The organism is Serinicoccus shuyuelongi (assembly GCF_045032955.1).
GTDB lineage: Bacteria > Actinomycetota > Actinomycetes > Actinomycetales > Dermatophilaceae > Ornithinicoccus.
In genome coordinates, this window is the sequence record NZ_JBJFZU010000004.1 from 1 (window position 1) to 24457 (window position 24457).

The following is a 24457-nucleotide window of genomic DNA, read 5'->3' on the forward strand; positions in this document are numbered from 1 at the left end:
GGGGGGGGTCGGGCCCTGGGCGGGACCTACCGGTGGGTCGGCACCTCGGGCGGGTCCTGCCAGGTCACCGGCGTGCGGGTGCCGTCGAGCCAGTCCTCGCGCAGCACGGCGTAGGCCACGGCATCCACGTGCCGCCCCCCGCCGACCGGCCATGCCCGTCGGTAGTGGGCCTCCTTGACCCAGCCGCACGCCAGGAAGGTGCGCCGCATCGCCAGGTTGTCGACCCGGGTCGTGCCCTCGAAGCGGATCGCGCCGGGCAACGTCTCGAACACCTGTCGGGTGGCAGCCCGCAACGCGGCCGCGCCCAGCCCGCGACCACGGTGCTGCTGGGCGATGCGCAGGTCGAACATCGGCGTCTCGTCCTGCACGTCCTCGAGACGGAGGAAGCCGACGCGGGCGGCATACCCGTCGACGACCCAGAAGGAGTCGAGCTCCGGGCCGCGGTAGCGACCCTCGGACAGCGCCTGCCGGACGTCCGCCGGGGTCGGTGCCGCGGTGCCGTGGAACGGGAAGGTGCTGCTGGTCATGAACTGCACCAGGTCGTCGGTCTCGGCCACGGGGTCGATGCGGATCAGGGACACCGTCCGCGCTGACCCGGGCACTGCGTCGTCCAGCATGCCGTGAGGGTACCGCCGGGGACGTCTGACAGCCTCGATGTCATCTCTCGGCCTGCACGAACAGGCCGAAGGATGACGCAGCTGCGGGAGGATGACGTACCGGCTCTGAGAGTGACAAAACGCCGATAAGTCACATTATGTCAAGTAGTCGCAGCTCGATGCCGAGATCCAGGGAGCTAGGCCGGGTATGCCCCTCCCTCAGTCGTCGACGACGCTGACCTCGACCTCGATGTTGCCGCGGGTGGCGTTGGAGTACGGGCAGACCTGGTGGGCGGCGTCGGCCAGCGACTGCGCGGCCTGCTGCTCCAGCCCGGGCAGGGTGACCTCGAGGGTGACGGCCAGCCCGAAGCCGCCCTCGCCGTTCGGGCCGATCCGCACCTGGGCACCGACGCTGGAGTCGTGGATCTCGACCTTCTGCGCACGGGCCACCGACTGCAACGCGCTGTGGAAGCAGGCCGCGTAGCCGGCGGCGAACAGCAGCTCGGGGTTCGGCGCACCACCCTGGCCGCCCATCTCCTGCGGGACGGCCAGGTCCAGGTCGAGCAGGCCGTCGGTGGTGGTCACGTGCCCGTTGCGTCCGCCGCCGGTGGCGAGGGCCTCTGCGGTGTAGAGCGTCTCCATGGTGGTGCCTTTCGTCGTTCCGGTTCAGGTTCAGGTGCGGTGGGTGGCCGTGAGCTCGCGCATCCGGCCGGTGATCTCCCGCAGCGAGCGCGTGAGCTCGACCAGGTCGTCGCTGGACGTCAGGAACGCCGGGACCAGGCAGCCGACCGCCTCGGTCAGCTCCGCCCGGGTCGCCTTCCCCTGGTCGGTGAGCGAGACCAGGACGACCCTCTCGTCGGCCACGTCGCGGCGTCGGGCGACCAGCCCGCGCTCGTCCAGCCGCCGCAGCATCGGCGACAGCGTCCCCGAGTCCAGGCCCAGCTCCTGCCCCAGCGAGGACACGGTCCGCTCCCCCGTGGCCAGCACGACCAGGGCCAGGTACTGCGGGTAGGTCAACCGCCACGGCGACAACACCTCGCGGTAGGCCTGCGAAGTCGCGTGCGAGGCCCGGTAGAGGGCGAAGCACACGAAGTCGTCGAGCGGAGCGTCGGACACATCTTCACGATTGCACAGATAATAGTCGGGCACAACTCAGTTGTGCACGACTGTTGTCTGTGCGGGGTTGTCCGAACCGGGCCGGCGTTGAACTCCCCAAAGCTCGTGACCGAGTCCCGACAGCGGACCTGGAGGCGTGCGCGTGGCGTCACGTCCCGTCGGCAGCCTCGGCGATCACCTCGGCGAGGTCACCCGGACGCGACCACATCGGCCAGTGCCCGGTGGGGAGGTCCACGTAGCGCAGGTCGGGGTAGTCGGGGAGCGCCCGCAGGAACGGCACCCCCTGCTGCGCATACGTCATGTAGTCGCTGCTGGGGAACGCGGTGCACACCACGGTGCCGGGGACCGCGTGCCGCGCCTCGTCGGTGAGCCGCACCGGCTGACGCACCACCATCCCCGGCGCGGGCACGGCCCGCTCGCGGAAGGTCGCCAGCTGCTCGTCGGTCAGGTCCCGCATCGAGCCGCCCTCGAGCTCGGCGTCCCACACCGCGTCGAGCAGCAGGGCGTCCCCCTCGAGGTCGGCGTCCATCGCGGAGCCGTCGGCGACCGGCGCGGTGTCCACCCAGACGGCGTGGTCGACGAGGTCGGGCCGCTGGTCCAGGACGAGGGTGGCCGGGATCGCGGCACCGCTGTGCGCCACCAGCACCCGACGGGAGGCCGCCGGGTCCAGCGCCGCGATGATGGCGTCCGCCTGGTCCTGCGGCCCGACCACCGCCCGGTTGGGGTCGTCGGCCCCCTGCCCCGGCAGGGTGAGCGCGCTCACCGCATATCCCTTCGTGGAGAGCAGGTGGGTCACGTCCGACCACGCCCACTCCCCCAGCCAGAACCCGGGCACCAGGACAATCTGTGTCGTCATCTGCCCATCGTGGCACCGCGGTGGGACAGATGCCGTCCGCTACCCCGGCCCGTCGCGAGTCCACCTAGGCTAGGGCGATGGGCACCATCTTCACGAGGATCATCGAGGGCGAGATCCCTGGCCACGTCGTCTGGAGCGACGAGGTCTGCGCCGCCTTCCTGGACATCGAGCCACTGACCCCCGGGCACGTGCTCGTCGTGCCGCGCGCCGAGATCGACCACTGGGTCGACCTGCCGACCGAGCTGCTCTCGCACCTGACCGAGGTCGCCGCCCGGATCGGCCGTGCCCAGTGCAAGGTCTTCGGGGCGCAGCGTGCCGGTGTCATCGTGCAGGGCTTCGAGGTGCCGCACGCCCACCTGCACGTGTTCCCGACCTCCGACCCCGGCGACTTCGACCTGAGCCGCAAGGGGCCCCGGGACCAGGCCGATCTCGCCCAGGACGCGGCCGCCCTTCGCGGCGCCCTGATGCAGTGACCGGCATGGGCGAGCCCACCACCCCGGGGCCCCGCGACGGCCGGGACGACCACGACGACTTCCACCGCGAGGTCGACGACGTCTGGGACGACGACGACTATGCCCTCACCGGCCCCGTCGAGGCGCACGGTCGTGGCCTCGACTTCGGTCTGCTGATGCTTCGCGTCGGCTCGCTGCCGCTGATGCTGCACGGGGTCCACGCCGCCGTCGACATGCCCGCCTTCACCGACCGGGTGGCCGACACCCTGCTCGGGGCCCAGGCCCCGGACTTCTTCGCCTGGCTGGCGATGCTCGCGCTGGTGGGGCTGCCGGTGCTGATCGTGCTGGGCCTGTTCACCCGGCCGGCCGCCTTTCTGGTCGCTGGGCTGATGGCGCTCATCTGGGTGCTGCTCGTCTACCTGCGCGGCGACTACACCCCGTTGACCGGCGAGGGCGCGCTCACCGGCGAGAACGCGCTGCTCTACCTGCTGCTGACCCTGCCGTTGGCGTACACCGGCGCCGGCCGCCTCTCGGTGGACAGCCTGCGCACCGGGGGCCGACCCTAGGCATACCCTGGCGGGGTGCGGTGCGGCTACTTCGACGTCGGGGCCTGCCGTTCCTGCACCCTGATGGGCGTCCCGTACGCCGAGCAGCTCGCCGACAAGCAGCGTGGCCTCGAGCAGGTGCTGGCCGGGCACGTCGACACCGGGGCCTGGGGAGCACCGGCCGCCAGCCGTGAGTCGGGGTTCCGCAACAAGGCCAAGCTGGTGGTGGGTGGCACCAAGGCCGCGCCCACCCTGGGCATCCTGGACGGGGACGCCCGCGGTGTGGACCTGCGCCGCTGCGGCCTCTACGAGCCCGGTCTGGACCGCGCCGTCACCCTCCTCGCCGAACGGCTGGCCGGCTCCGGGCTGACGCCCTACGACGTCCCAGCCCGCCAGGGCGAGCTGAAGCACGTGCTGCTCACCCACTCCCCCGCCGGTGAGCTGATGGTGCGCCTGGTGCTGCGCTCCCCCGGCCAGCGCCGCCGGGTCGTCGAGCTGCTGGAGGTCCTCGCCGGCACCCCCGGTATGCCCCCGGTCCGGGTCGCCGGCATCAACCTGCAGCCGGAGCACAAGGCGGTGCTGGAGGGGGCCGAGGAGGAGGTGCTCAGCGCCGAGCGGACCCTGCCGATGCCGCTCTCCGGCCGGACCCTGCACCTGGGCACCCGGAGCTTCTTCCAGACCAACACCGCGGTCGCCACCCGGCTGTACGAGCAGGTCGCCGGCTGGGTGGAGGACCTGGCCCCGACCCGGGTCTGGGACCTGTACTGCGGGGTCGGCGGCTTCGCCGTGCACTGCGCCGCACCCGGACGGCAGGTGACCGGGGTGGAGGTGTCGCCCGAGGCCGTGCTCAGCGCCCGTCGCACCGCCGGCTCGACCACCGGTCTGCACTTCCGGGCCGCCGACGCGGGCGCCTGGGTGCAGGAGCAGGACCCGGACGAGCACCCGGACCTGGTGATCCTCAACCCGCCCCGCCGGGGCGTCGGCGCGGAGCTGGCCCGGTGGGTCGAGGGCTCGCGGGTGCGGCACGTCGTCTACTCCAGCTGCGACGCCGCCAGCCTGACCCGTGACCTGGAGGCGATGCCCTCGTGGCGCCCGGTCCGGGCGCGGATGTTCGACATGTTCCCCCAGACCCGGCACCTCGAGGTGGCCGTCCTGCTGGAACGTCGCGCCGGTCGGTGAGGCTCCGGCGGCAACGGCACGTCACCCGCCGGCGCCGGTGAGGCCTCTGCCATGATGGGTCCGAGCAGTCCCCGACGACGAGGAAGTTGAGCTGACATGCCGAACACCTTCGAGGCCGTGCCCGACGCCAAGCAGGAGCGCAGCACCGCCTTCCTCGAGGTCGAGGCCCCGGCCGACCGTCTCGAGGCATACATGGAGGAGGCCCAGCTGCACCGCGGGTCGCTGCGCGAGCAGGACGGCTACACCATCCCGTTCCGTGAGGGCGGCCAGGTGCGGATCACCGTCGAGGAGGGTGGCGACGGCAGCGGGTCCGGGCTGCGGTTCGTCGTGTCCGCCCCCAACGACGAGCGTCGTCGCTACATCGAGGAGGACGTCTCCGAGCAGATCGGTTCCGGATCGCCGTTGACCTGGTCCGCCCTGTGACAGACCTCGGGTGACAGAGCTCGTATGACGCTCGACAGCCTTTGGGCCGCTCAGCCCTGGAACGGCGCCGGGTCGCCGGACCCGACCCGGACGATCTCGGCATACCCCTCGGACAGGTCCACCACCGTGGTCGGCTCGCACCCGGTCTGGTCACCGTCCACCACCACGTCGACGACGTGGTCCAGACGCTCCTTGACCTCCCAGCCGTAGCCGAGCGGCTCGTCCTCGCCGGGCAGCAGGAGCGTGCTGGTGAGCAGTGGCTCCCCCATCTCCGAGAGCAGCGCCCGGCAGAACGGGTCGTGCGGGATCCGCACCCCGACCGTCTTCTTCTTCGGGTGCAGCAGGCGCTTGGGCACCTCCTTGGTGGCCGGCAGGATGAAGGTGTAGCAGCCCGGTGTGGCCGCCTTGACCGCGCGGAAGACCGCGTTGTCGAGCTGCACGAACTGCCCCAGCTGGGCGAAGTCCGCGCACATCAGGGTGAAGTGGTGCTTCTCGTCCACCCGCCGGATGTCCACGATGCGGGCCTTGGCGTCGGGGTCCCCGAGCTGGGCGCCCAGGCTGTAGCAGGCATCGGTGGGGAACGCCGCCAGTCCCCCTTCGCGCAAGGTCTGCGCGACCTGCTGGACCAGGCGCGGTTGCGGATCGACCGGGTGGATGTCCATGAAGCGAGCCATCCCCCGACCCTAACCATCCACGGCTCCCTCCGCAGCCGGTGCCCGTCGCGGTCCCGCCGGCTCAGCGGTCGCGCAGGAAGTGCCGCAGGGTCGCCGTGAACGCCTCCGGCTGCTCCGAGTGCACCCAGTGCCCGGCGCCCTTGAGGCTCACCTGGACGGTCCGCGGGAAGAGGGCCCGCATGGGGCCCTCCTGCTCGTCCGTGACGTAGGAGGACTCGGCGCCGGCCAGCCACAGCACCGGCCCCTCGTAGACCCGGTCCTGGTGCGGGATGTCACCGGTGATCGTGTCCAGGTCGCGCAGCAGCACGTCGAGGTTCGGCTGCCATCCGAACCGCGTGGTCGCCGGGTCCCGACGCAGGTTCTGCAGCAGGAACCCGCGCAGGCTCCGGGAGGGCACCGCCTCCGCGAGCTGCCGGTCGGCCTCCCCCAGGCTGTCGATCGTGGACAGGTCCAGTCCCTGCATCGAGCCGAGCAGGTGCCCGAACTCGCTGGATCCGGTCGAGGCGGTCGGGCTGATGTCCACGACCACCAGCCGTTCGACGAGCTCGGGGGCCTGCAGCGCGGCCGTCATCGCGGTCTTGCCGCCCATCGAGTGGCCCACCAGGCGGACCGGTCCGGCCCCGAGGGACCGCAGCTGCCGGACGACCAGGTCGGCCGCGACCGCGTAGTCGACCCGCTCCGTCCACGGGGAGGCCCCGTGGTCGGGCATGTCCAGCAGGACGCAGCGGAAGTCCGGCTGCAGGGCCTTGGCGATGCCGGAGAAGTTCCGGCCACGCCCCAGCAGGCCGTGGCAGAAGACCACCACCGGGGCCTCGGGGTCGTCGCCGACGACGGTCTGGGCGAGCGGGCCGGGGGCCGGTGCAGCGTCTGGACTCACCCGGTCGACCCTATCCGGCCACCTCGGTCACCGGACGACGCATCGCGACCGTCCGGAACTTGCGGGTGAAGCCGAGCCGGTCGTAGAGGCGGGTCGCGCCGGTGGGGCTGTCGGAGTCCACGTCCAGCTCGATCGCGTCGAAGTCGCCCGAGTCGGCCACCAGCCGCAGGGTGTGCGCCAGGGCGGCCGCCCCGATCCCCCGACCCCGGGCCTGCGGGACGGTGCCGAGGATCGTGACGTAGGCCTCGCGGTCCACCCACTGGCCGACCAGCACGTAGCCGAGGACCTGTCCGTCGAGCTCACCGCCCCGCCCCCGGGCGAGGGTGGAGACGCCAGGACGGGCGCTGCGCGAGGCCCAGTGCTCGTGCCAGCGCTCGGGGTCGGTCGGCCCGGACCCCCAGTGGTCCTTGAAGGCCACGTTGTGCGCCCGCATCACCTCCTCCTCGTCCTCGGGCCGGGGCACGCCCAGCTCGACGCCTTCGATCGCCGGCACCGGGGGCAGGTCCTGCAGGCCGCGGGTGAGCAGGTCGAAGTAGCGGACGACGGCATACCCGCGAGCGGCCAGCAGCTCCCCCGCCGACGAGCCCTCCAGCCCGCCGCCGGCGGACAGGTGGGCCGGGCTCACCCCCGGGTGGCGCTGCCCCAGCAGCTCCAGGGCGCGCGCCTCGGCGCGGTCCATCAGCGCGGTCCCCAGCCCGCGGCCCCGGTGCTCGGCGTGTACCCCACCACCGAGGTATGCCCGTGCCGACCCGCTGTGGTCGGTGAGCGGGGGCACGGTCACCGACGCGAAGCCCACCAGGTCCTCCCCGTCCCAGACCGCCCAGGTGTCCCGCTCCGGGTCACGCCCCGGCCCGGCGAGCTCCTCGCCCAGGTCCTCGGCGGACAGGTGCTCCTCAGTGCCGTCGACCACGGCCAGGTGGTTGACCAGGGCGGCCCAGGCCGTGAGGTCCTTCCGGGTCAGGGTGGACCAGCGGTAGCCGGAAGGGGTCGTCGGGGTCGTCGGCTCAGCGCTCATGAGCCAAGGATGCCCCACCCGGGGGCGGCGTTGCCAACGGATTCCGGCGCCCCGATCTGCGACGATACGGGTCATGCGTGAGCTGTGGCACTACATCGGCATCACCCCGGCGGGGGCGGTCGCGGTGGTGCTCAGCACGGTCACCATCTACTTCGTCTTCGGCGGTGTGCTGCGACTGTGGGGGCAGCGCCTGTACTCGAGCCCGCGCAGCCTGGACCTCGCCATCGTCACCGTCCTCGGTGCCATCGTCGGCCGGTCCACCATGGGCCACGTCCCCACCCTGTCCGGCGGCCTGATCGCGCTCGGCACCCTGGCCATGCTGGAGGTGCTGTTCCGCACCCTGCGGCGGTTGCCGCTGCCCCAGCTGACCCACCAGTCCCAGGGGCGCGCGGTGGTGCTGGTGGTCGCCGGGAAGACCCAGAACGAGACGATGCGCACCTACGGGCTCACCATGCCGATGCTGTGGAGCTCGCTGCGCCTGGCAGGCGTCAGCCACCTCGCCCAGGCGGCGCTGGTGGTGCTCGAGCCCAGCGGGCAGATCTCGGTGGTCCGCGCGGGGCAGACGATCCACCCGCGGGCGCTCATCGGGGTCCGTGGGGCGCACCGGGTGCAGGAGCAGCTGCGGGAGGCCGGGCACCTGTCACCCTCGGGCTCGTCGGGTCCGTCGGGCGCGGGTGATCGGGTACGCCACCAGACCGAGACCGACCAGGACGGCCCCGGCGAGCACGCTGTCGAGGGGCAGGGAGAAGGCCAGCACCAGGCAGCCGACCAGGCCCAGCACCGGGACCGCTGACGAGGGTCGGGCCGGCGCCGGCAGGGTGAGCGCCGAGGCGTTGGCGACGGCGTAGTAGAGCAGCACGCCGAAGCTGGAGAAGCCGATGGCGCCGCGCAGGTCCACGCTGAGCACCACCAGCAGCACCACCGCGCCGACCGCGACCTCTGCCGCCCGGGGCACCTGGCCCCGCGCCGAGAGCGCCGTCAGCCGGGAGGGCAGGTGGCCGTCGCGGGCCATCGCCAGCACGGTCCGGGAGATGCCCAGGACCAGGTTGAGCAGGGCACCGAGCGCGGCCAGGCCGGCTGCAACCCGCACCACCCAGACCCACTCCTGGCCGCCCCAGACCAGCACGGCGGTGTCGACCACCGGGGCACCCGAGGCGGCGGCGCCCTGCGGCCCGAGGGTGCCCAGCACGGTGCCGCCCACGGCCAGGTACAGCACCAGCACCACCCCCAGCGACAGCAGCACCGCACGCGGGATCACCCGGGCGGGGTCGCGGACCTCCTCCCCCAGGGTGGTGATGCGGGCATACCCGGCGAAGGCGAAGAAGAACAGCCCGGCTCCCTCGAGCAGTCCCGGCCAGCCGGGGGCGCCGCCCCCGGTGGAAACCGCGTCGGTCCCTGCCTGAGCTCCCACCGTCCCGGGCCACCAGCCGGCCAGCACCACGGCGAGCAGCACCAGCACCACCAGGGTCAGGATCACCCGGGTGGCGGCCAGCGACCGCTGCACCCCGAGCACGTTGAGCGCGGTCACGGTGACGACGGCCAGAGCGGCGACCGACCGCTCGGACCCGGGCAGCAGGTAGCTGCCGACGACCATCGCCATCGCGGCGCACGAGGCGGTCTTGCCGAGCACGAAGGCCCAGCCGGCCAGGTACCCCCAGAACGGTCCGAGCCGCTCCCGTCCGTAGACGTAGGTGCCGCCCGAGCTCGGGTGGGTCGCGGCCAGCGCGGCGGAGGACGTGGCGTTGCACCAGGCGACCACCCCGGCCACCAGCAGCGCCCACAGCCACGCGTCGCCGGCCGCCCCGGCGGCCGGGGACCAGACCGCGAAGACGCCCGCCCCGACCATCGCGCCCAGCCCGACGGTGACCGCGCCCCCCAGGCCGAGCGTCCGGTTCATCGCGGCGGCGAGCTCACCGTCACCGGGTCTCGTAGTCGACCCGGGTGGGCAGGGCGACGGTGCGCGACACCGTGCACAGCCGGTCCCGGGACAGCTCCACCGCCTCCGGCAGACGCTCCCGGGCGGCGTCCCCGGCCTCACCCTCCGGGAAGCGCACCTGCACGGTGACGGTCACCGGTCCCAGGTGGTTGCCGTGCTCGTCGCGCACCTTCTCCGCCGCTGCCGAGATGTCGAAGGAGAGCGGCTCGGCCTTGCGCGAGGTCAGCAGGTCGATGTCGATCCCGGAGCAGCCAGCGATCCCCACCAGGAGCAGCTCGACCGGGGTGAACGCGTCGTTCTCCGGGTCCGACCCGGCGCCGACCGGCATCGTCACTCCCCGGGCGTTGCGTGCCTCGAACCTGCTCGGTCCGGTGCGGGTCAGGGACACGGAGCGCTGCGCATCATCGGCCATACCCGTAGTGTGCCAGGGTGAGCGAGACACCCGACGAGGTCCCCGGCCCCGCGATCCCCCGGCACCGGCTGGTGCTGATCCGGCACGGTGAGACGCAGTGGTCCCGCAGCGGCCAGCACACCGGACTGACCGACCTGCCGCTGCTGCCCGAGGGTGAGGAGGCGGCCCGCGGCCTGGCGGACGTGCTGCGCGACAGGACCTTCGCGCACGTGCGCTGCTCCCCGCTGCAGCGGGCCCGGCACACCGCCGAGCTGGCCGGCCTGCGGGTCGACGAGATCGACGAGGACCTGCGGGAGTGGGACTACGGCGGCTACGAGGGCCGCAGCACCGAGGACATCCGCGCCGAGCTGGGTTACCCCTGGACCGTGCTGGAACACGGGGTGGTCCCGGGCGAGGACAGCCCCGGGGAGACGGTGGAGCAGGTCTCCGGGCGGGCCAGCGTGGTGCTGGAACGCATCTGGCCGCACCTCTTCGACGGGGACGTGGCCCTGGTCGGGCACGGGCATGCGCTGCGGGTCCTGGCCAGCGTCTACCTGCGTCAGGCGCCGCGCTTCGCCCAGCACCTCACCTTCCGGGTCGGTTCGGTGGCCGTCCTCGGGCACCACCGGGAGGACCCGGTCGTGGAGGCCTGGAACCACTCCTGATCAGGCGGGCGCCTCGTCGGTGCCGCCGTCGGTAGCGCCGGCACCACGGGCCTCGACGGTGGGGACCGGCCAGGTGTGCACCGGCAGGTTGTCCTCGGAGTGGTCGAGGTAGTGCCCGAACATGGCCGTCAGCGCGTCCTCCCGGGACAGCCCGGCGTCCTCGTAGGCCTCGGTCACGGCCACCTGCCAGCTGGCGCCGTTGGTGCGGGCACGGCAACGTCCCTCGATGACCGACAGGTAGTGGTGGCGCACCTCGCGGCGCAGCCCCAGCCCGGCCAGTCCGTCGTCGGCCACCGAGAGCAGGTGGTCGGCGATCAGGTCGACGGCCGGCATCCGCCCCAGGCCCGGCCACTTCTGGGTGGAGTCGATCCCGTGCTTGGCGGCGTCCCGGAAGTTGCGGTCCGCGTCCGAGAAGGACATCTTCGTCCAGATCGGGCGACCGCTGGTGGTGAACGACTCGAGCAGGCCGTAGTAGAAGCAGGCGTTCGCGACCATGTCCACGACCGTCGGCCCGGCCGGCAGCACCCGGTTCTCCACCCGCAGGTGCGGCACCCCTTGGGAGGTGTCGTAGATGGGGCGGTTCCAGCGCCATACCGTCCCGTTGTGCAGCTTGAGGTCCGACAGCTGAGGGACCCCGCCGGCGGCGAGCACCGCCTGGGCGTCCTCCTCCGAGGCCTCCGGCAGCAGCGCCGGGAAGGAGCTGACGTTCTCCTCGAAGAGGTCGAAGATCGAGGTGATCCAGGTCCGCCCGAAGTAGGCGCGCGGACGGACCCGCTGGTGCTTCAGCTCGATCGAGCGGGTGTCGGTCATCTGGGTGAACAGGGGGATCCGGGTCTCCGCCCACAGGCGCTTGCCGAAGAGGTAGGGCGAGTTCGCGCCGACCGCGATCTGCAGCCCGGAGATCGCGGTGGCCGCGTTCCAGTACACCGGGAAGTCCAACGGGGTGACCTGCTGGTGCAGCTGCACCGACGTGCACCCGGACAGCGGGCCGATGGTGTCGTGGTAGCTGGCGACGGACTCCCCGGTGGGGCCCTCGATCTCGAGCTCGAAGCCTTCGCCGCGCTCCCGGATGAGGGAGTCGTTGAGGGCCATGTAGCGGACGCCGTCGGAGAGCCAGGGGTCATCGAAGAGCTCGGCGCGCAGGGAGGGGATGATGCCGATCGCGGCGACCCGTGCCGAGTGGTTCCGGGCGGCGTCACCCGCCCGGCGCAGCGACTGCGCCAGCCACCGCTCGAGCCGGACGGCCTGGTCGCCGGCCATCGGCCGGGGAGGCACGTTCATCTCGATGTTGTAGCGGCCGACCTCGGTCTGGAAGTCCTCCTCGTCCATCTCCTCGAGCACCTCGCGGTTGCGCAGGGCCGGCTTCAGCCCGTCCTCCTCCACCAGGTTCAGCTCGATCTCCAGCCCCATCTGCGTGCGGGTGAAGTCGAACCGGCTGCCCTCGAGCATCTGCTCGAAGCAGTCGAGGTCGCTGCGGACCTTGGTGCGGAACGCCAGGCGCTGCTCACGCGTGAACTCGCTACGGCTGACCTCTTGACCCATGCCGGAATCCTCACACACTGTGGCCAGCATCACCACACCTCCCGCCCGCGGCGCGCGGGCGGGAGGTGTGGGCCCGGTCGGGGCCTGGAGTCCTCAGTCCTCGAAGGCCTCCGGCGGGGGGCACGAGCAGACCAGGTTGCGGTCCCCGTAGACCCCGTCGATGCGCCGCACCGGCGGCCAGTACTTGCGGTCCGGGTCGACCCCGGCGGGGTAGGCGGCGCTCATCCGGTCGTAGCCGTGCTCCCACTCCCCCGCCAGCGACAGCGCGGTGTGCGGGGCGCCGCGCAGCACGCTGGCCTCCACCCCGCCCTCGGCGGCCGCGGCCTCGTCCATCTCCGCGCGGATGGCGACCATCGCGTCCACGAAACGGTCCATCTCCGCCTTGTCCTCGGACTCGGTCGGCTCCACCATGAGGGTGCCGGCCACCGGGAAGGACATGGTGGGGGCGTGGAAGCCGTAGTCGATGAGCCGCTTGGCGACGTCGTCCACGCTCACCCCCGTGCGCTTGGTGAGCCCGCGCAGGTCCAGGATGCACTCGTGCGCCACCAGGCCGTTCTCGCCGGTGTAGAGCACCGGGAAGTGCTCGGTCAACCGCCGGGCCAGGTAGTTGGCGCTGAGCACCGCCACCTGCCCGGACCGGGTCAGCCCGGCCCCACCCATCAGCCGGATGTAGGCCCACGGGATCTGCAGGATGCCTGCCGAACCGAAGGGCGCCGCGGAGATCGGGCCGGGTCCGGTGGCGGGCCCGGCCTGGTCGTCCAGCGGGTGGTTGGGCAGGTAGGGCGCCAGGTGCGAGCGGACGCCCACCGGTCCGACCCCGGGGCCACCACCGCCGTGCGGGATGGTGAAGGTCTTGTGCAGGTTGAGGTGGCTGACGTCACCGCCGAACTCACCGGGCTTGGCGATGCCCAGCAGCGCGTTGAGGTTGGCCCCGTCGACGTAGACCTGACCGCCGGCCTCGTGCACCAGCTCGCAGAGCTCGGTGATGCTCTCCTCGTAGACGCCGTGGGTGGAGGGGTAGGTCACCATGATCGCGGCCAGCTGGTCGCGGTGGGTGTCGATCTTGGCGCGCAGGTCGTCCAGGTCGACCTCTCCCTCGCCGGTGCTCTTCACCACCACCACCTTGAGCCCGGCCATCACCGCGCTGGCGGCGTTGGTGCCGTGCGCGCTGGAGGGGATCAGGCAGATGGTGCGCTGGTCGTCCCCGTTGGCCAGGTGGTACTGCCGGATGGCGAGCAGCCCGGCGAACTCGCCCTGCGCCCCGGCGTTGGGCTGCAAGGAGACCTCGTCGTAGCCGGTGATCTCCACCAGCCACCCGCAGAGCTGGTCGATGAGCTCGCGGTAGCCGGCGCTCTGGTCGGCCGGCGCGAACGGGTGCAGCGACCCGAACTCCGGCCAGGTCACCGACTCCATGGTGGTGGTCGGGTTCAGCTTCATCGTGCAGGAACCGAGCGGGATCATCCCGCGGTCCAGCGCGTAGTCCTTGTCCGCCAGGGTGCGCAGGTAGCGCAGCAGCTGGGTCTCGCTGCGGTGGCTGCGGAAGACCGGGTGGGTCAGGTATGCCTCGTCCCCGTCGCCACGGCGCAGCAGCTCGCCCCAGGCCGGCTCCCGGTGCTCGGCGTCGACAGCGCCGTCGCTGCCGGCGTCGTCGACGCTGTCCTCCTCCAGCCCGAACGCCGTCGCCACCGTGCGCAGGTCGGCGGGAGTGGTCAGCTCGTCGGTGGACAGCAGCACCGTGTCCTCGTCCACCTGCCAGAGGTTGACGCCCCCCTCCAGGGCCGCCGCCAGCACCGTCGTGGCGCGGCCGGGGACGCGCACGGTCAGCGTGTCGAAGTAGGTGTCCACGCCCAGGTCGACGCCAGCACCGGTCAGCGCGTCCGCCAGTGCCCGGGCCCGGGCGTGGGTGCGCAGCGCGATCCGGCGCAGCCCCTCGGGGCCGTGCCAGACGGCATACATCGAGGCCATCACCGCGAGCAGCACCTGCGCGGTGCAGATGTTGGAGGTGGCCTTCTCCCGGCGGATGTGCTGCTCACGCGTCTGCAGCGCCAGCCGGTACGCCTGCTTGCCGTCGACGTCCCTGGACACCCCCACGAGGCGGCCGGGAAGGGTGCGCTCCAGGCCGTCCCGGACGGCGAGGTAGCCGGCGTGCGGTCCGCCGAAGCCGAGCGGCACCCCCAGCCGCTGGGTGCTGCCCACCGCCACGTCGGCCCCCCACCTGGCCGGCGGCGCCAGCAGGGTGGCGGCCAGCAGGTCGGTGGCCGCGGTGACCAGCGCGCCGGCCTCGTGCGCGGCCGTCGTCAGGGCCGCGAAGTCACGGATCTGACCGTCCGCCCCGGGGTACTGCACCAGCACGCCGAAGACGTCGCGGTCCCCCGCGGCGGTCCGCAACGAGGCCTGGTCGGTGACGGAGGTCAGATCGCCCTGGACGACGTCCCAACCGATGGCGGACGCGCGGGCCAGCACCACGGCGGCCGTCTGCGGCAGGACGTGCTCGTCCATCAGCAGCACCGCGTCCTGGGCGACCTTGCTGGTACGCCGCATCAGGGCCATCGCCTCCGCGGCGGCGGTGCCCTCGTCGAGCATCGAGGCGCCCGCGACGGCGAGACCGGTGAGGTCGGTGACCATGGTCTGGAAGTTCAGCAGCGCCTCCAGCCGACCCTGCGAGATCTCCGGCTGGTAGGGGGTGTAGGCGGTGTACCAGGCAGGGTTCTCCAGGATGTTGCGCAGCACCACGGGCGGCGTCTGGGTGCCGTAGTAGCCCAGCCCGATCATCGGCGTCACCACCGTGTTGCGGGAGGCCAGGTCGCGCAGCTCGGCGATCACCGCCTGCTCGCTCGGGGCCGCCTCGATCTGCAGCGGCTGCCGGGCCCGGATCGCGGCCGGGGTTGCGGCGTCCACCAGGGACTCGAGGCTGTCGTGGCCGACGACCTCCAGCATCGCGGCGATGTCGTCCTCGCGAGGACCGATGTGGCGGGCGACGAACTCGGTGGTGCTCTGGGTCATGGGCGGAGGCTCCTTCGGGCAGGGGTGCTGGCACCTCCCCCTCTGCCGGTCCCGCCGCACGGCGGGACGTTCCAGAGTTGCCTGATCCGCGTGGTCCTGGCGCCTGAGAGCTTGGTGGGGAGTATGCCCCTTCGGCGCCTCACCGGGGTGGGTGAGGACTCTCCCACGCGACGTCGACGGCGCTGCCCAATCTAGCAGGCAAGGCCCGCGCAACCGCGGGTGCCGGGCCGGACTCAGGAGGTCTTGCGGGCGCGGCGACGCAGCGAGAGCTCGTCGCCGGGGTGCTCCACCTCGACCACGTCGGCCCGCTCGCTGGGCAGGGCCGCCAGCTGACCCTCGACCTCGCGCCAGACGCTGCCGACGGCGATGCCGAAGACTCCCTGGCCGCCGCGGACGAGGTCGATGACCTCGTCGTCGCTGGTGCACTCGTAGACGCTGGCGCCGTCGCTCATCAGGGTGATGTGGGCCAGGTCCTGCACACCGCGCTCACGCAGCGCGGTGACGGCCACCCGGATCTGCTGCAGCGACACCCCGGTGTCCAGGAGCCGCTTGATGATCTTGAGCACCAGGATGTCCCGGAAGCTGTAGAGCCGCTGGGTACCCGAGCCGGAGGGGTTGCGGACCGAGGGCTGCAGCAGCCCGGTCCGGGCCCAGTAGTCGAGCTGACGGTAGGTGACCCCGGCCGCGCCACAGGCGGTGGGACCGCGGTAGCCGACCGTGTCGTCGAGAGCCACCGTGTCGTCGGTGAACAGCAGGCCCTGGGACGGTGCGTCATGCCGCGTCGCCGGGCCGCCGGGTACGTCCGCGCCAGCGTTCACCGGTCCTCCTCGATGTGGTGCCTCGTGTGGGTGTGACCACTGTGACTCCTGTGGTCGTTCGCTCCGTGATGACGGTATGCCGTCCTCACCCCGGGGTCAACGACGCCACGCCGAGAGGTCACGGTCGATCGCCGGGTTCGTCGCCTTCGGCGTCATCACCCTCGTCCGGCGCCGGGTCCTCGTGCTCGAAGTCCTCGGCGGACACGTTGTCCAGGAAGGCGCGGAAGCGCTCCACCTCGTCCTCGTCCTCCACCGCCATCGTGACCCCGACCTCGTCGAGCAGCTCCTCCGAGGCCAGGATCGGGGTGGCCGACCGGAGCGCCAGCGCGATCGCGTCAGAAGGTCGGGCCGAGAGCACGGTGCCGGCGTCGAAGTGCAGCTCCGCGTGGAAGACGCCCTCGTGCAGCTCGTGGATGTGCACCCGTTCCAGCCGACGCCCGAGGGACTCGATCATCGTCACCATCAGGTCGTGGGTCAGCGGGCGGGGTGGCTCCACCCCCTGCTGGGCGTAGGCGATCGCCGTCGCCTCCGGGGCCCCGATCCAGATGGGAACGTAGCGGTGACCGTCCCGCTCCCGCAGCAGCACGATCGGGTTGTTGGTGGGCATCTCTACCCGGACGCCCAGGACGTCGAGCTCTTTCACCCGTTCACGGTACCGCCTGGCCGCCGTCGGTGTCGGGTGGGTGCCCCTCAGCGGGACTGGTTCAGGCCCGACCGGACCAGCGCGACGTGCAGCGACAGGGTGTGTGCCAGCAGCTCGGCCTCGACGTCGGCCGGGTCGGGGCCGGAGGCACCGCGGGCCCGGCGCCGGCGCAACGGCTCCAGGATCTGGTGGGTGAGCCCGATCTCCCGGTCGGCGGAGACCCGGAACAGCCGTAGGTGCCGCGCCTCCAGCCCGTACCGGGCGAGCGAGGCGGCGGCCTGGGCGACGTCGATGTCGTCGGCCTGGTGCTTGCCGGAGGCATCGGTGCGCAGCAGACCGAACGACTTGAGCTGGGCATACCCGGCCTGGTCCAGACCGGTGCGCTCGCGCAGCTCCAGCGGGGAGAGCCGGACCGCACGACGTCGGCGGAGGGCGGCGGCGCTGAGGTCGCTGACCGGTGCGGGGCGCTCCGTGGCCGAACCCTGCTCGGGCGGGGCCGGGGCCGGCGGGGCCTCGACCTCGACGGAGGTCAGGCCGGGCACGTCCAGCCCCTGGTCCAACCGGTCCAGGGCGTCCTTGATGACCTTGTGCGGCCAGAACCGGTCGCGCTGCGCGGTGAGGATGAAGCGCAGCCGCGCGATGTCGGCCGGCGAGAACAGGCGGTAGCCGGAGGCACGACGCTCAGGGCTGATCAGCCCCTCCTGCTCGAGGTACCGGATCTTCGAGATCGTCAGGTCCGGGAAGTCCTCCTGCAGCTCGCGCAGGACCGCCCCGATCGACACACCCTCGACAGCCCCGCCGGGCGACTCGTGGGCGGAGGAGGTCACGACCGACCGAGGTAGTAGACGAGCCGGAACTTGCCGATCTGCACCTCGTCGCCCTGGCTGAGGGGACTGTCGTCGATGCGCTGGCGGTTGACGTAGGTGCCGTTCAGGGAGCCGACGTCGCGGACGACATACCCCTCCCCCTGCTTGGCGAAGACGGCGTGGCGTCGGGAGACGGTGACGTCGTCGAGGAAGATGTCGCTGTGCGGGTGCCGGCCCGAGGTGACCTCGTCGGCGTCCAGCAGGAAGCGGGCACCCGTGTTCGGGCCGCGGAGCACGATCAGCAGCGCCGTCCCGGGGCGCAGCGCGTCCACCGTGCGCTGGTCCTCGGTCGACAGCCGGGGTGCCTCGTCGTCGAAGCTGTACTCCGCCGCGGGGAGGTCGACACCGCCCGGGAGGCGAGCGGTCGTGGGGTCGGTGCCCATGTCGTGGTGCTCGCGGTCACGGTCGCTCACGATGCTGTCTTCCTGGTACGTCGTCGGTGGAAAGGGTCCGGGCCGCTGACCTGCCGGTCCTCGGTGGGCCAACCCTACGTCAGGCCGCTGACTGGCCGTCAGGGCCTCAGTCGAGCTGGGCCTGGTAGGTCGCGGCGTCCATCAGGTCGCGCAGCACCGAGGCGTCGGCGAGCGTCAGCTCGTACATCCAGCCCTCGCCGTAGCTGTCGGTGTTGATCAGCTCCGGGGTGGCGTCCAGGGAGTCGTTGACCGCGGTGATCTCCCCGGCGAGCGGGGCGTAGATGTCGCTGACCGACTTCGTCGACTCCACCTCCCCGCAGGAGTCGCCGGGCGCGACACTCTCACCGACCGTGGGCAGCGAGACGTAGACGACGTCGCCGAGGGCGTCCTGCGCGTAGGACGTGATGCCGACCCGGACCACCCCGTCGCCGAGGTCACGCACCCACTCGTGGTCGTTCGTGTAGCGAAGGTCGTCGGGGTACTGAAGGGTGCTCATCGCTCTCCTCGGAGGGAACCGGTGGGCCGACGCTCGGACGGCAGTGGCCTGTGCGTGACCAGTCTAGGGGGCCTGGGTCGACGGCACGGGTCGAGCGTAACGATGCTCGATCGGCTCGTGCAACGCATCGATGACCACCGTGTCGGCCTCGACCACGGTGACCGTGGCGCCGGCGCCCCGCAGCGCGTCCGAGAAGCCACCGGGGATGGCCATCGCCCCGGCCAGGGTGTGCGGGTCGCCGATCGCCTTGATCGTGTACGGCGCCCCCAGCACCTGGGCGTCGAGCAGCACCTGGCCCTGCTCGTCGGTGCTGACGAAGGTGGAGGCCACCACCCGTACCGTGCCCACCTGGATCGCCTCGGCACCGGCGTCACGCAGCTCCTGGATCCCGTCCAGCAGCATCGTCTGGGTGACGACCGAGCCACGGTCGGCGACCAGGATGGAGATCCCCGGGCCCTGGGCGGGGACGGTCCCGGCCAGGATCTGGTATGCCTCGAGCCGCTCCTGCGCGGCCTGCGCGGCCGCCTCGTCGCCCTCGTCCCCCAGCAGCCGTTCCCGGTCCGACTCCAGCTGGCGGACCTCGCTGCCCAACGACTCCGCACGACTGGTGACGTCGTCCAACAACGCCACCAGCTCGGTCTCCCGGAGCTGCTGCAGCCCGGCCTCCTCGGTCACCCGGGCCTGGGCCACCAGGGCCACGCCGAGGGCGGCGGTCAGCACCGCCGCGACCAGCTGACCACGGGTCGGGTTGAACCGGCCGAAGGACAGCAGCCGGCGCCGGGCCTCCTCACGGGTGGGCGCGGAGCGGCGGCGTCTCCGCCCGAAGCGCCCCGGTCTCGGCTCCTCCTGCTCGCCGGCGGGGCTGTCGGTGCCGGTCTCGTCCGCCACTAGGCCCCCAGCAGGTGGCGTCGGATCGCCGCCACGTTGGAGAAGATGCGCAGCCCGAGCACGACCACGACGCCGGTGGACAGCTGCGCCCCGACCCCGAGCTGGTTGCCCAGGAAGACGATGAGGCCGGCGACCACGACGTTGGAGAGGAAGGAGATGACGAAGACGCGGTCGTTGAAGATGCCCTCCAGCGACGCGCGGGCGGCGCCGAAGACGGCGTCCAGCGCGGCGATGACCGCGATCGGCAGGTACGGCTGCAGCCACAGCGGCACCTCGGGGCTGAGCACCAGGCCCAGGATCACGCCCACCATCAGGCCGAGCACGGGGATCATCGGGTCTCCTCCTCAGCGAGGTCGCGGTCGTCGTCGGGGGTGGGTGCTGGGGTCGGGCCGGGTGTCGGGGTCGGGGTCTGTCCGGGCGTCGGGTCCACCGGCAGCTCGCGCGGGGCGATGGTGCTCTCCACCGTCGTCAGCCGTTCGCCGGCGCCGATGGTGACCTCCTCCTGCACGGTGACGTCCGCCCGCAGCCCGAGCTGGCGGCGCAGCTCACCGAGGTAGGCACCGGTCAGCCCGGTGTCCAGCTCCTGCGCCAATGCGTCCGGGTCCCCGATCGCCTCGACCAGGTAGGGCGGGGCCAGGCCGCGGTAGTCGACGATGATCGCCTCCCCGGCGAACCGGATGGCCGAGGTGCTCGTCATCCGGTGGCCGTTGACCGAGACGGCCTCGGCACCGGCGGCCCAGAGCCCGTTGACGACCAGCTGCAGGTCCCGGGCGTTCACCCGCTCGGGGTCGGCATCCTCCCCCGGTGCGGCGTCGGGGGCCCGTACGGCGTCCTCGAGCTGCACCCGGACGCCGGGACCGACCATGGCCACCGCGCCCGCCTGCTCGGCGGCGCTCTCCAGCGTGGCCCGTCCCGGGCCCTGGCCGCCCAGCGAGGTCTCCTCCAGGGTGCCGATGTCGCTGCGCAGCTCCTCGACCTCCTGACGGCTCTGGTCACCGGCGGCCTGGGCCGCCTCGATCCGTTCGATCAGCTGGGCACGCCCCTCGGCAGCGGCCGGGTCCGGGGCCCGCAGGGTCACCGCGGCCACGGTGCAGACCAGGCCCAGCACCACGGCAGTCACGAACATCAGCGGGGTCCGGGTGCCCGAGGACGGGGGCAGACCACGCTCGGCGCGTTCCCGTGCCGCGGAGTGGTAGCCGGGCCCGACCGGGGGGTCCAGGACCTCCTCCAGCAGCGCCATCGACGCCGCGGGGTTCGCCGCGGGCTCCGAGGGGTCACGGCGCCTCATCGGGACACCACCCCTCCCTCGCGGCGCCGGCGCACCATGACCGCCACCTGCCGGGCATACACCAGCCCGGTCACCCAGTAGAGCGCGGTGCCCCACCAGACCAGCGCCCAGCCCACGACCAGGCAGGGGGTGCTCCACCATCCCTCGACGTGGCCGAGCAGCAGCAGCGGGAAGCCGGAGAGGAGGTTGAAGGTCGCCGCCTTGCCGACGAAGGTGACCGGCGGGATCGGCAGTCGGTGGTGGCGGACCACGGGATACATCACCACGATCAGCGTCTCCCGCAGGAAGAGCACCAGGACCAGCCACCAGGGGATCACCTGAACGGCGGCCAGGCCCAGCACGGTGGCGGCGATGTAGAACCGGTCGGCGACCGGGTCGAGGATCTGCCCGAGGCGGCTGGTCAGGCCGTACGCGCGGGCGATCCTGCCGTCGGCGAAGTCGGAGGCCCCGGAGACCATCAGCAGCAGTGCCGCCCACCCCAGCTCGTCGCGCACCAGCAGCCAGACGAAGACCGGGACCAGGGCCAGGCGCAGCACCGAGAGCAGGTTGGGCACGGTCCAGAGACGGTCGGTGACCAGCAGCTCGCGCTGCGCCCCGACCTCCCCGGACACGTCCCCCGGCCCGTTCGTCATACCCGCGAGTGTATGGCGTCACCGGGGCGCTCCCCAGCGCCTCGACGGGCGCGCCCCGAGGGTCTCAGCCGTCGGCGCGGGCCAGCGTCAGCGTCTTGCCGCGGGCGCCGCCCATCCACACGTCCTGACAGGCCTGCGCCATCTGGGGCAGCCCCTCCACGATCTCCGCGAAGACGTTGCCGGGGACCCAGCCCTGGTCGCCGTTGATCAGCAGGTTGTTGCGCCCGTAGAAGAGCGCCAGGTCGATGATGCCGCCCTGGCCCGCGTCGCGATGGTCCTCCTGCGCCTCGTACCCGTAGGCAGGGTTGCCCAGGTCGGCCCCGTCGAAGGTGAACCAGCACACGTCCCCCGGGATCGGGGTGATCGTGGTGTTCTCCTTGCCCGGGTCCTGGCCGAAGCGCGGCAGCAGGGTGTAGATCTCGTTGCGGGCGTACTTGCCGTGGAAGACGGGCGCCGTCAGCGGCAGCGCCTCCCACACGGCGGCGCAGGTGCGGGGGGCCTCGGCCTCCAGCAGCCGGGCACGACAGCTCACCCCGCGCGAGTCCAGGGTGATGGTGATGAAGCGGCTCACGGGCTCTCCTCGGTGGTGGGGTCGGTGGAGCCGCCCGGCAGCAGCGCCGGGGGCAGCCGGTGGTGCCAGGTGGTGCGGCGCTCGAGCTCCCGGCCCACGCGCAGCACCAGGGCGTCCTGGTGCCGGGCGGCGACGACCTGCAGCCCGATCGGTCGGCCGTCGTCGGTGAACCCGCAGGGCACCGAGAGCGCCGGCTGCTGGGTCATGTTGAACGGGTAGGTGTACGGCGTCCAGGACGTCCAGAGCGCGCCGTCGCCCGTGGGTCCCTGCCGGTCCAGACCGAAGGCAGGGATCGGCATGGTGGGGGTGAGCAGCACGTCGTGGTCGGTGTGGAACAGCCCCATCCGCCGGCCCAGCTCCATCCGCACCGCGGTGGCGTCCAGGTAGTCCCCCGCGCTCGCCGACGAGCCGTGGCGCAGGATCGCCTCCCGGAGACCCGGGTCGATGCGCTCCAGGGCACCCTCGTCGTAGGCCTGCACGACCTTGTCCGCGCCGGTGAACCAGAGCGTGTGGAAGGCGTCCACCGGGTCGGTGATGCCAGGGTCGACCTCGACCACCTCGGCGCCGGCGTCGGCCAGCACCTGCGCTGCCGCGCGCACGGCCGCCTCCACCTGGGGGTCGTTGACGACGTCGAACCCCAGGGTGGGCGAGAGCGCGACCCGCAGCCCGGCGACACCGTTCTCGAGGCCGGCCAGGAAAGAGGCAGGGGGCTCCGGCAGCGCGGACCAGTCCCGGGGGTCGGGCACCCCCACCAGGTCCAGCATCAGGGCCGCGTCGGCGACGGTGGTGGTCATCGGGCCGGCGTGCGACAGGGTCCCGTACGGGCTCGCCGGGAACAGCGGGATCCGCCCGTAGGTCGGCTTCAGCGCCACCGTCCCGGTGAAGGAGGCCGGGATCCGCACCGAGCCCCCGCCGTCGGTGCCCACCGACCAGCAGCCCATACCGAGCGCCACCGCGCTCGCGGCGCCCCCGCTGGAGCCGCCGGCGGTGAGCCCCGGTCCCCACGGGTTGCCGGTATGCCCGTGCCGCAGCGAGTCGGTGACGCCCTTCCAGGCGAACTCGGGGGTGGCGTTCTTGCCGAGCAGCACGCAGCCCGCCGCCCGGAGACGGGACACCGCCGGGGCATCCTCGGGCCAGTCCGTGGGCCGTCCGGGGTCGATGAGCAGGCTGCCGCGCAGGGTGGGCCAGCCCCGGGTGAGCAGGATGTCCTTGATGGTGGTGGGGACCCCGTCCACCGGGCTAAGCGGACGGCCCTGCTGCCAGCGCCCCGTCGAGTCCTGCGCCGCCCGGAGGGCGCCCTCGGGGTCCACCAGCACCATCGCGTGGACCTCGGGGTCGTGCCGCTCGATCGCGTCCAGCGCGCGTTCCGTCTCGCGCAACGGGGTGCTCTCCCCCGCGGCGTAGGCCGCGGAGAGCTCCAGGGCGGTGGGCCGTCGCGGATGCAGCACCGCGGGGGCGCCGTCGGCGGTGCCGTCGCCGGCGCTCATCGCTGCCCCGTGCTGCCCGGTGCTCATCCGCGGCTCCGGTCGGGGGTGGCGCGCGGCACGTAGCCGAGCCGGGTGTCGACCACCGTGTCGAAGGGCTGCCCGGCGAGCCATCGGTGGGCGTGCTCCAGGAACTGCTCGGCCAGGGTGTCCCGCCACCCGAGCACGTCTCCGCTGAGGTGGGCGGACAGCACCAGACCCGGTGCGTCCCACAGCGGGGACCCCTGGTCGGGGGGTTCCTGCGTGAGTACGTCCAGCGAGGCTCCGCCGAGCGCCCCAGCACGGAGCGCCTCCAGCAGGTCCTGCTCCACCAGGCTGGCTCCCCGGCCGATGTTCACCACGTGCGCGCCGGGTCGCATCGCCACGAAGACGGCGGCGTCCAGCAGACCGGTGGTGCTCGGAGTGAGCGGGGTGGCGTTGACGACGTGGTCGGCCCAGCCGACGTGCTCGGGCAGGGCGTCGCTGCGCAGCACCACGCCGAAGTCCGGGTCGTCGTCCACGGCCCGCCGTCCGGCGCCGCGCACCTGGGCGCCGACGGCCCGCAGCAGGCGGGCGATCTCCCGGCCGATGCCCCCGGTGCCGATCACCAGGACCCGGCTCCCCCGCACAGAGGCGGTCTCCCGGTGCCGCCAGGTGTGCTCGCGCTGCAGCCGCATGCTCTCGTGCAGGCGCTTGTCGAAGGCCAGGATGCTGGCCAGCACGAACTCGGCGATGGGGCGGTCGAAGACGCCGTGGGCGTTGGTGACGACCACCTCGGAGTCGCGCAGCTCGTCGAAGAGCAGCGAGTCGACACCAGCGGCAGCGACGTGCACCCACTCCAGCGCGTCCGCCGCCGGCCACGCGTCCCGCAGTGCGGCGGAGAAGAAGTCCCACAGGAAGAGACCCCGGGCCCCCGGCAGCGCCTGCTCCAACCCCGCGGCGTCCACCACCTGCACCTCCGCCCGGTCCTGCAGCCGTCCCAGCCCGGGCGGTGGCCCGAGCTCGGCGGAGGTGAGCACCACGATGCGCGGACGGGACGGGTTCACTCCGGCACCGTAGAAACCCTCGTGTCGGATTGTCAACAATCCTCGTGGTGGTGCAGAGTGGCC

The 24457-nt window shown here is 72.5% G+C and carries 28 protein-coding genes, 1 pseudogene and 1 riboswitch; of the genes and pseudogenes, 6 read left to right on the forward strand and 23 right to left on the reverse strand.

Annotated elements, in window-relative coordinates:
• Nucleotides 1–26 precede the first annotated feature (26 nt).
• The 4 genes from ACI3EY_RS06280 to ACI3EY_RS06295 all read right to left on the reverse strand — a co-directional run bounded on the left by ACI3EY_RS06280 (nucleotide 27) and on the right by ACI3EY_RS06295 (nucleotide 2568).
• Nucleotides 27–617 carry a GNAT family N-acetyltransferase gene (locus ACI3EY_RS06280; RefSeq protein WP_405039812.1) on the reverse strand — a complete coding sequence of 197 codons (591 nt, stop codon included), beginning with the start codon at nucleotides 615–617 and terminating at the stop codon, nucleotides 27–29.
• Nucleotides 618–815: 198 nt separating this feature from the next.
• The gene (locus tag ACI3EY_RS06285) at nucleotides 816–1238 is read right to left on the reverse strand and encodes an organic hydroperoxide resistance protein (protein ID WP_405037202.1); all 423 of its coding nucleotides are present in this window, start codon (nucleotides 1236–1238) and stop codon (nucleotides 816–818) included.
• Between the two features lie 30 nt (nucleotides 1239–1268).
• A complete protein-coding gene (locus ACI3EY_RS06290) occupies nucleotides 1269–1712 on the reverse strand; it encodes a MarR family winged helix-turn-helix transcriptional regulator (RefSeq protein ID WP_405039813.1) in 444 nt (147 codons plus the stop codon).
• A 148-nt stretch (nucleotides 1713–1860) separates the two neighbouring features.
• On the reverse strand, nucleotides 1861–2568 hold the full coding sequence (locus tag ACI3EY_RS06295) for an alpha/beta fold hydrolase (RefSeq protein WP_405039814.1): 708 nt from the start codon (nucleotides 2566–2568) through the stop codon (nucleotides 1861–1863).
• A 77-nt stretch (nucleotides 2569–2645) separates the two neighbouring features.
• Between ACI3EY_RS06295 and ACI3EY_RS06300 the strand changes: the two genes are divergently transcribed.
• The 4 genes from ACI3EY_RS06300 (at nucleotide 2646) to ACI3EY_RS06315 (ending at nucleotide 5167) form a co-directional block, all read left to right on the forward strand.
• The gene (locus ACI3EY_RS06300) at nucleotides 2646–3041 is read left to right on the forward strand and encodes an HIT family protein (RefSeq protein ID WP_405037199.1); all 396 of its coding nucleotides are present in this window, start codon (nucleotides 2646–2648) and stop codon (nucleotides 3039–3041) included.
• Between the two features lie 5 nt (nucleotides 3042–3046).
• Nucleotides 3047–3586: a DoxX family protein gene (locus ACI3EY_RS06305; RefSeq protein ID WP_405039815.1), complete on the forward strand. Its 540-nt coding sequence runs from the start codon at nucleotides 3047–3049 to the stop codon at nucleotides 3584–3586.
• 15 nt (nucleotides 3587–3601) lie between these two features.
• Nucleotides 3602–4744 (forward strand): methyltransferase domain-containing protein, encoded by a 1143-nt coding sequence (locus tag ACI3EY_RS06310; RefSeq protein WP_405039816.1) that lies wholly within the window; start codon nucleotides 3602–3604, stop codon nucleotides 4742–4744.
• 96 nt (nucleotides 4745–4840) lie between these two features.
• Nucleotides 4841–5167, forward strand: a complete 327-nt coding sequence (locus ACI3EY_RS06315; RefSeq protein ID WP_405037196.1) for a hypothetical protein — start codon at nucleotides 4841–4843, stop codon at nucleotides 5165–5167.
• Between the two features lie 50 nt (nucleotides 5168–5217).
• Here ACI3EY_RS06315 and ACI3EY_RS06320 read toward each other — a convergent pair whose 3' ends face one another.
• From ACI3EY_RS06320 to ACI3EY_RS06330, 3 genes are all read right to left on the reverse strand, one after another.
• On the reverse strand, nucleotides 5218–5841 hold the full coding sequence (locus ACI3EY_RS06320; protein WP_405039817.1) for an L-threonylcarbamoyladenylate synthase: 624 nt from the start codon (nucleotides 5839–5841) through the stop codon (nucleotides 5218–5220).
• 61 nt (nucleotides 5842–5902) lie between these two features.
• On the reverse strand, nucleotides 5903–6718 hold the full coding sequence (locus tag ACI3EY_RS06325) for an alpha/beta fold hydrolase (RefSeq protein ID WP_405039818.1): 816 nt from the start codon (nucleotides 6716–6718) through the stop codon (nucleotides 5903–5905).
• A gap of 10 nt (nucleotides 6719–6728) precedes the next feature.
• Nucleotides 6729–7733: a GNAT family N-acetyltransferase gene (locus tag ACI3EY_RS06330; RefSeq protein WP_405039819.1), complete on the reverse strand. Its 1005-nt coding sequence runs from the start codon at nucleotides 7731–7733 to the stop codon at nucleotides 6729–6731.
• A gap of 316 nt (nucleotides 7734–8049) precedes the next feature.
• Here ACI3EY_RS06330 and ACI3EY_RS06335 point away from each other — a divergent pair.
• Nucleotides 8050–8283 (forward strand): annotated as a pseudogene (locus ACI3EY_RS06335) (YetF domain-containing protein); the annotation flags it as partial.
• 90 nt (nucleotides 8284–8373) lie between these two features.
• Here ACI3EY_RS06335 and ACI3EY_RS06340 read toward each other — a convergent pair.
• Together ACI3EY_RS06340 and ACI3EY_RS06345 are read right to left on the reverse strand one after the other, a co-directional pair.
• A complete protein-coding gene (locus ACI3EY_RS06340) occupies nucleotides 8374–9630 on the reverse strand; it encodes an APC family permease (protein ID WP_405039820.1) in 1257 nt (418 codons plus the stop codon).
• A gap of 19 nt (nucleotides 9631–9649) precedes the next feature.
• Nucleotides 9650–10081 carry an OsmC family protein gene (locus tag ACI3EY_RS06345; protein WP_405037191.1) on the reverse strand — a complete coding sequence of 144 codons (432 nt, stop codon included), beginning with the start codon at nucleotides 10079–10081 and terminating at the stop codon, nucleotides 9650–9652.
• Nucleotides 10082–10098: 17 nt separating this feature from the next.
• Here ACI3EY_RS06345 and ACI3EY_RS06350 point away from each other — a divergent pair, with 17 nt between their 5' ends.
• Entirely contained in the window at nucleotides 10099–10725 is a 627-nt protein-coding gene (locus ACI3EY_RS06350) for a histidine phosphatase family protein (protein ID WP_405037190.1), read from the forward strand.
• On the opposite strand, the gene ACI3EY_RS06355 is transcribed toward ACI3EY_RS06350, so the two are convergent.
• The 14 genes from ACI3EY_RS06355 to ACI3EY_RS06420 form a co-directional block, all read right to left on the reverse strand.
• On the reverse strand, nucleotides 10726–12267 hold the full coding sequence (locus tag ACI3EY_RS06355) for a glutamate--cysteine ligase (protein WP_405037189.1): 1542 nt from the start codon (nucleotides 12265–12267) through the stop codon (nucleotides 10726–10728).
• Nucleotides 12268–12360: 93 nt separating this feature from the next.
• The gene (gcvP, locus tag ACI3EY_RS06360; RefSeq protein ID WP_405039821.1) at nucleotides 12361–15270 is read right to left on the reverse strand and encodes an aminomethyl-transferring glycine dehydrogenase; all 2910 of its coding nucleotides are present in this window, start codon (nucleotides 15268–15270) and stop codon (nucleotides 12361–12363) included.
• Between the two features lie 81 nt (nucleotides 15271–15351).
• Nucleotides 15352–15446, reverse strand: a riboswitch (glycine riboswitch).
• A gap of 57 nt (nucleotides 15447–15503) precedes the next feature.
• Nucleotides 15504–16088, reverse strand: coding sequence for a MerR family transcriptional regulator (locus tag ACI3EY_RS06365; RefSeq protein WP_405037187.1), 585 nt, complete (start codon nucleotides 16086–16088; stop codon nucleotides 15504–15506).
• 118 nt (nucleotides 16089–16206) lie between these two features.
• The gene (locus tag ACI3EY_RS06370; protein ID WP_405037186.1) at nucleotides 16207–16731 is read right to left on the reverse strand and encodes a bifunctional nuclease family protein; all 525 of its coding nucleotides are present in this window, start codon (nucleotides 16729–16731) and stop codon (nucleotides 16207–16209) included.
• 47 nt (nucleotides 16732–16778) lie between these two features.
• On the reverse strand, nucleotides 16779–17558 hold the full coding sequence (ftsR, locus tag ACI3EY_RS06375; protein ID WP_405037185.1) for a transcriptional regulator FtsR: 780 nt from the start codon (nucleotides 17556–17558) through the stop codon (nucleotides 16779–16781).
• Entirely contained in the window at nucleotides 17555–17980 is a 426-nt protein-coding gene (locus ACI3EY_RS06380; protein WP_405037244.1) for an FHA domain-containing protein, read from the reverse strand. The genes ftsR and ACI3EY_RS06380 overlap by 4 nt, the downstream gene beginning before the upstream one ends.
• A gap of 136 nt (nucleotides 17981–18116) precedes the next feature.
• Nucleotides 18117–18506, reverse strand: a complete 390-nt coding sequence (gene gcvH, locus ACI3EY_RS06385) for a glycine cleavage system protein GcvH (protein WP_405037184.1) — start codon at nucleotides 18504–18506, stop codon at nucleotides 18117–18119.
• A 63-nt stretch (nucleotides 18507–18569) separates the two neighbouring features.
• A complete protein-coding gene (locus ACI3EY_RS06390; RefSeq protein WP_405037183.1) occupies nucleotides 18570–19394 on the reverse strand; it encodes a DUF881 domain-containing protein in 825 nt (274 codons plus the stop codon).
• Complete coding sequence (locus ACI3EY_RS06395) at nucleotides 19394–19726, reverse strand: small basic family protein (RefSeq protein ID WP_405037182.1); 333 nt, start codon at nucleotides 19724–19726, stop codon at nucleotides 19394–19396. Before ACI3EY_RS06395 ends, ACI3EY_RS06390 begins: the two co-directional genes overlap by 1 nt.
• A complete protein-coding gene (locus ACI3EY_RS06400) occupies nucleotides 19723–20682 on the reverse strand; it encodes a DUF881 domain-containing protein (protein WP_405037181.1) in 960 nt (319 codons plus the stop codon). The genes ACI3EY_RS06395 and ACI3EY_RS06400 overlap by 4 nt, the downstream gene beginning before the upstream one ends.
• The gene (locus ACI3EY_RS06405) at nucleotides 20679–21314 is read right to left on the reverse strand and encodes a CDP-alcohol phosphatidyltransferase family protein (protein WP_405037180.1); all 636 of its coding nucleotides are present in this window, start codon (nucleotides 21312–21314) and stop codon (nucleotides 20679–20681) included. The genes ACI3EY_RS06400 and ACI3EY_RS06405 overlap by 4 nt, the downstream gene beginning before the upstream one ends.
• 64 nt (nucleotides 21315–21378) lie before the next feature.
• Nucleotides 21379–21885 (reverse strand): DUF3830 family protein, encoded by a 507-nt coding sequence (locus ACI3EY_RS06410; protein WP_405039822.1) that lies wholly within the window; start codon nucleotides 21883–21885, stop codon nucleotides 21379–21381.
• Nucleotides 21882–23399, reverse strand: a complete 1518-nt coding sequence (locus tag ACI3EY_RS06415; protein WP_405039823.1) for an amidase — start codon at nucleotides 23397–23399, stop codon at nucleotides 21882–21884. The genes ACI3EY_RS06410 and ACI3EY_RS06415 overlap by 4 nt, the downstream gene beginning before the upstream one ends.
• Nucleotides 23396–24394, reverse strand: coding sequence for a D-2-hydroxyacid dehydrogenase (locus ACI3EY_RS06420; RefSeq protein WP_405039824.1), 999 nt, complete (start codon nucleotides 24392–24394; stop codon nucleotides 23396–23398). Before ACI3EY_RS06420 ends, ACI3EY_RS06415 begins: the two co-directional genes overlap by 4 nt.
• Nucleotides 24395–24457: the final 63 nt, after the last annotated feature.

Bases quoted from the DNA above. Each gene is read 5' to 3' on its own strand.
- ACI3EY_RS06280 (WP_405039812.1), bottom strand. From the start codon at position 617: ATGCTGGACGACGCAGTGCCCGGGTCAGCGCGGACGGTGTCCCTGATC.
- ACI3EY_RS06285 (WP_405037202.1), bottom strand. From the start codon at position 1,238: ATGGAGACGCTCTACACCGCAGAGGCCCTCGCCACCGGCGGCGGACGC.
- ACI3EY_RS06295 (WP_405039814.1), bottom strand. From the start codon at position 2,568: ATGACGACACAGATTGTCCTGGTGCCCGGGTTCTGGCTGGGGGAGTGG.
- ACI3EY_RS06300 (WP_405037199.1), top strand. From the start codon at position 2,646: ATGGGCACCATCTTCACGAGGATCATCGAGGGCGAGATCCCTGGCCAC.
- ACI3EY_RS06305 (WP_405039815.1), top strand. From the start codon at position 3,047: ATGGGCGAGCCCACCACCCCGGGGCCCCGCGACGGCCGGGACGACCAC.
- ACI3EY_RS06315 (WP_405037196.1), top strand. From the start codon at position 4,841: ATGCCGAACACCTTCGAGGCCGTGCCCGACGCCAAGCAGGAGCGCAGC.
- ACI3EY_RS06320 (WP_405039817.1), bottom strand. From the start codon at position 5,841: ATGGCTCGCTTCATGGACATCCACCCGGTCGATCCGCAACCGCGCCTG.
- ACI3EY_RS06330 (WP_405039819.1), bottom strand. From the start codon at position 7,733: ATGAGCGCTGAGCCGACGACCCCGACGACCCCTTCCGGCTACCGCTGG.
- ACI3EY_RS06340 (WP_405039820.1), bottom strand. From the start codon at position 9,630: ATGAACCGGACGCTCGGCCTGGGGGGCGCGGTCACCGTCGGGCTGGGC.
- ACI3EY_RS06345 (WP_405037191.1), bottom strand. From the start codon at position 10,081: ATGGCCGATGATGCGCAGCGCTCCGTGTCCCTGACCCGCACCGGACCG.
- ACI3EY_RS06355 (WP_405037189.1), bottom strand. From the start codon at position 12,267: ATGGGTCAAGAGGTCAGCCGTAGCGAGTTCACGCGTGAGCAGCGCCTG.
- gcvP (WP_405039821.1), bottom strand. From the start codon at position 15,270: ATGACCCAGAGCACCACCGAGTTCGTCGCCCGCCACATCGGTCCTCGC.
- ACI3EY_RS06380 (WP_405037244.1), bottom strand. From the start codon at position 17,980: ATGGGCACCGACCCCACGACCGCTCGCCTCCCGGGCGGTGTCGACCTC.
- gcvH (WP_405037184.1), bottom strand. From the start codon at position 18,506: ATGAGCACCCTTCAGTACCCCGACGACCTTCGCTACACGAACGACCAC.
- ACI3EY_RS06395 (WP_405037182.1), bottom strand. From the start codon at position 19,726: ATGATCCCCGTGCTCGGCCTGATGGTGGGCGTGATCCTGGGCCTGGTG.
- ACI3EY_RS06400 (WP_405037181.1), bottom strand. From the start codon at position 20,682: ATGAGGCGCCGTGACCCCTCGGAGCCCGCGGCGAACCCCGCGGCGTCG.
- ACI3EY_RS06405 (WP_405037180.1), bottom strand. From the start codon at position 21,314: ATGACGAACGGGCCGGGGGACGTGTCCGGGGAGGTCGGGGCGCAGCGC.
- ACI3EY_RS06415 (WP_405039823.1), bottom strand. From the start codon at position 23,399: ATGAGCACCGGGCAGCACGGGGCAGCGATGAGCGCCGGCGACGGCACC.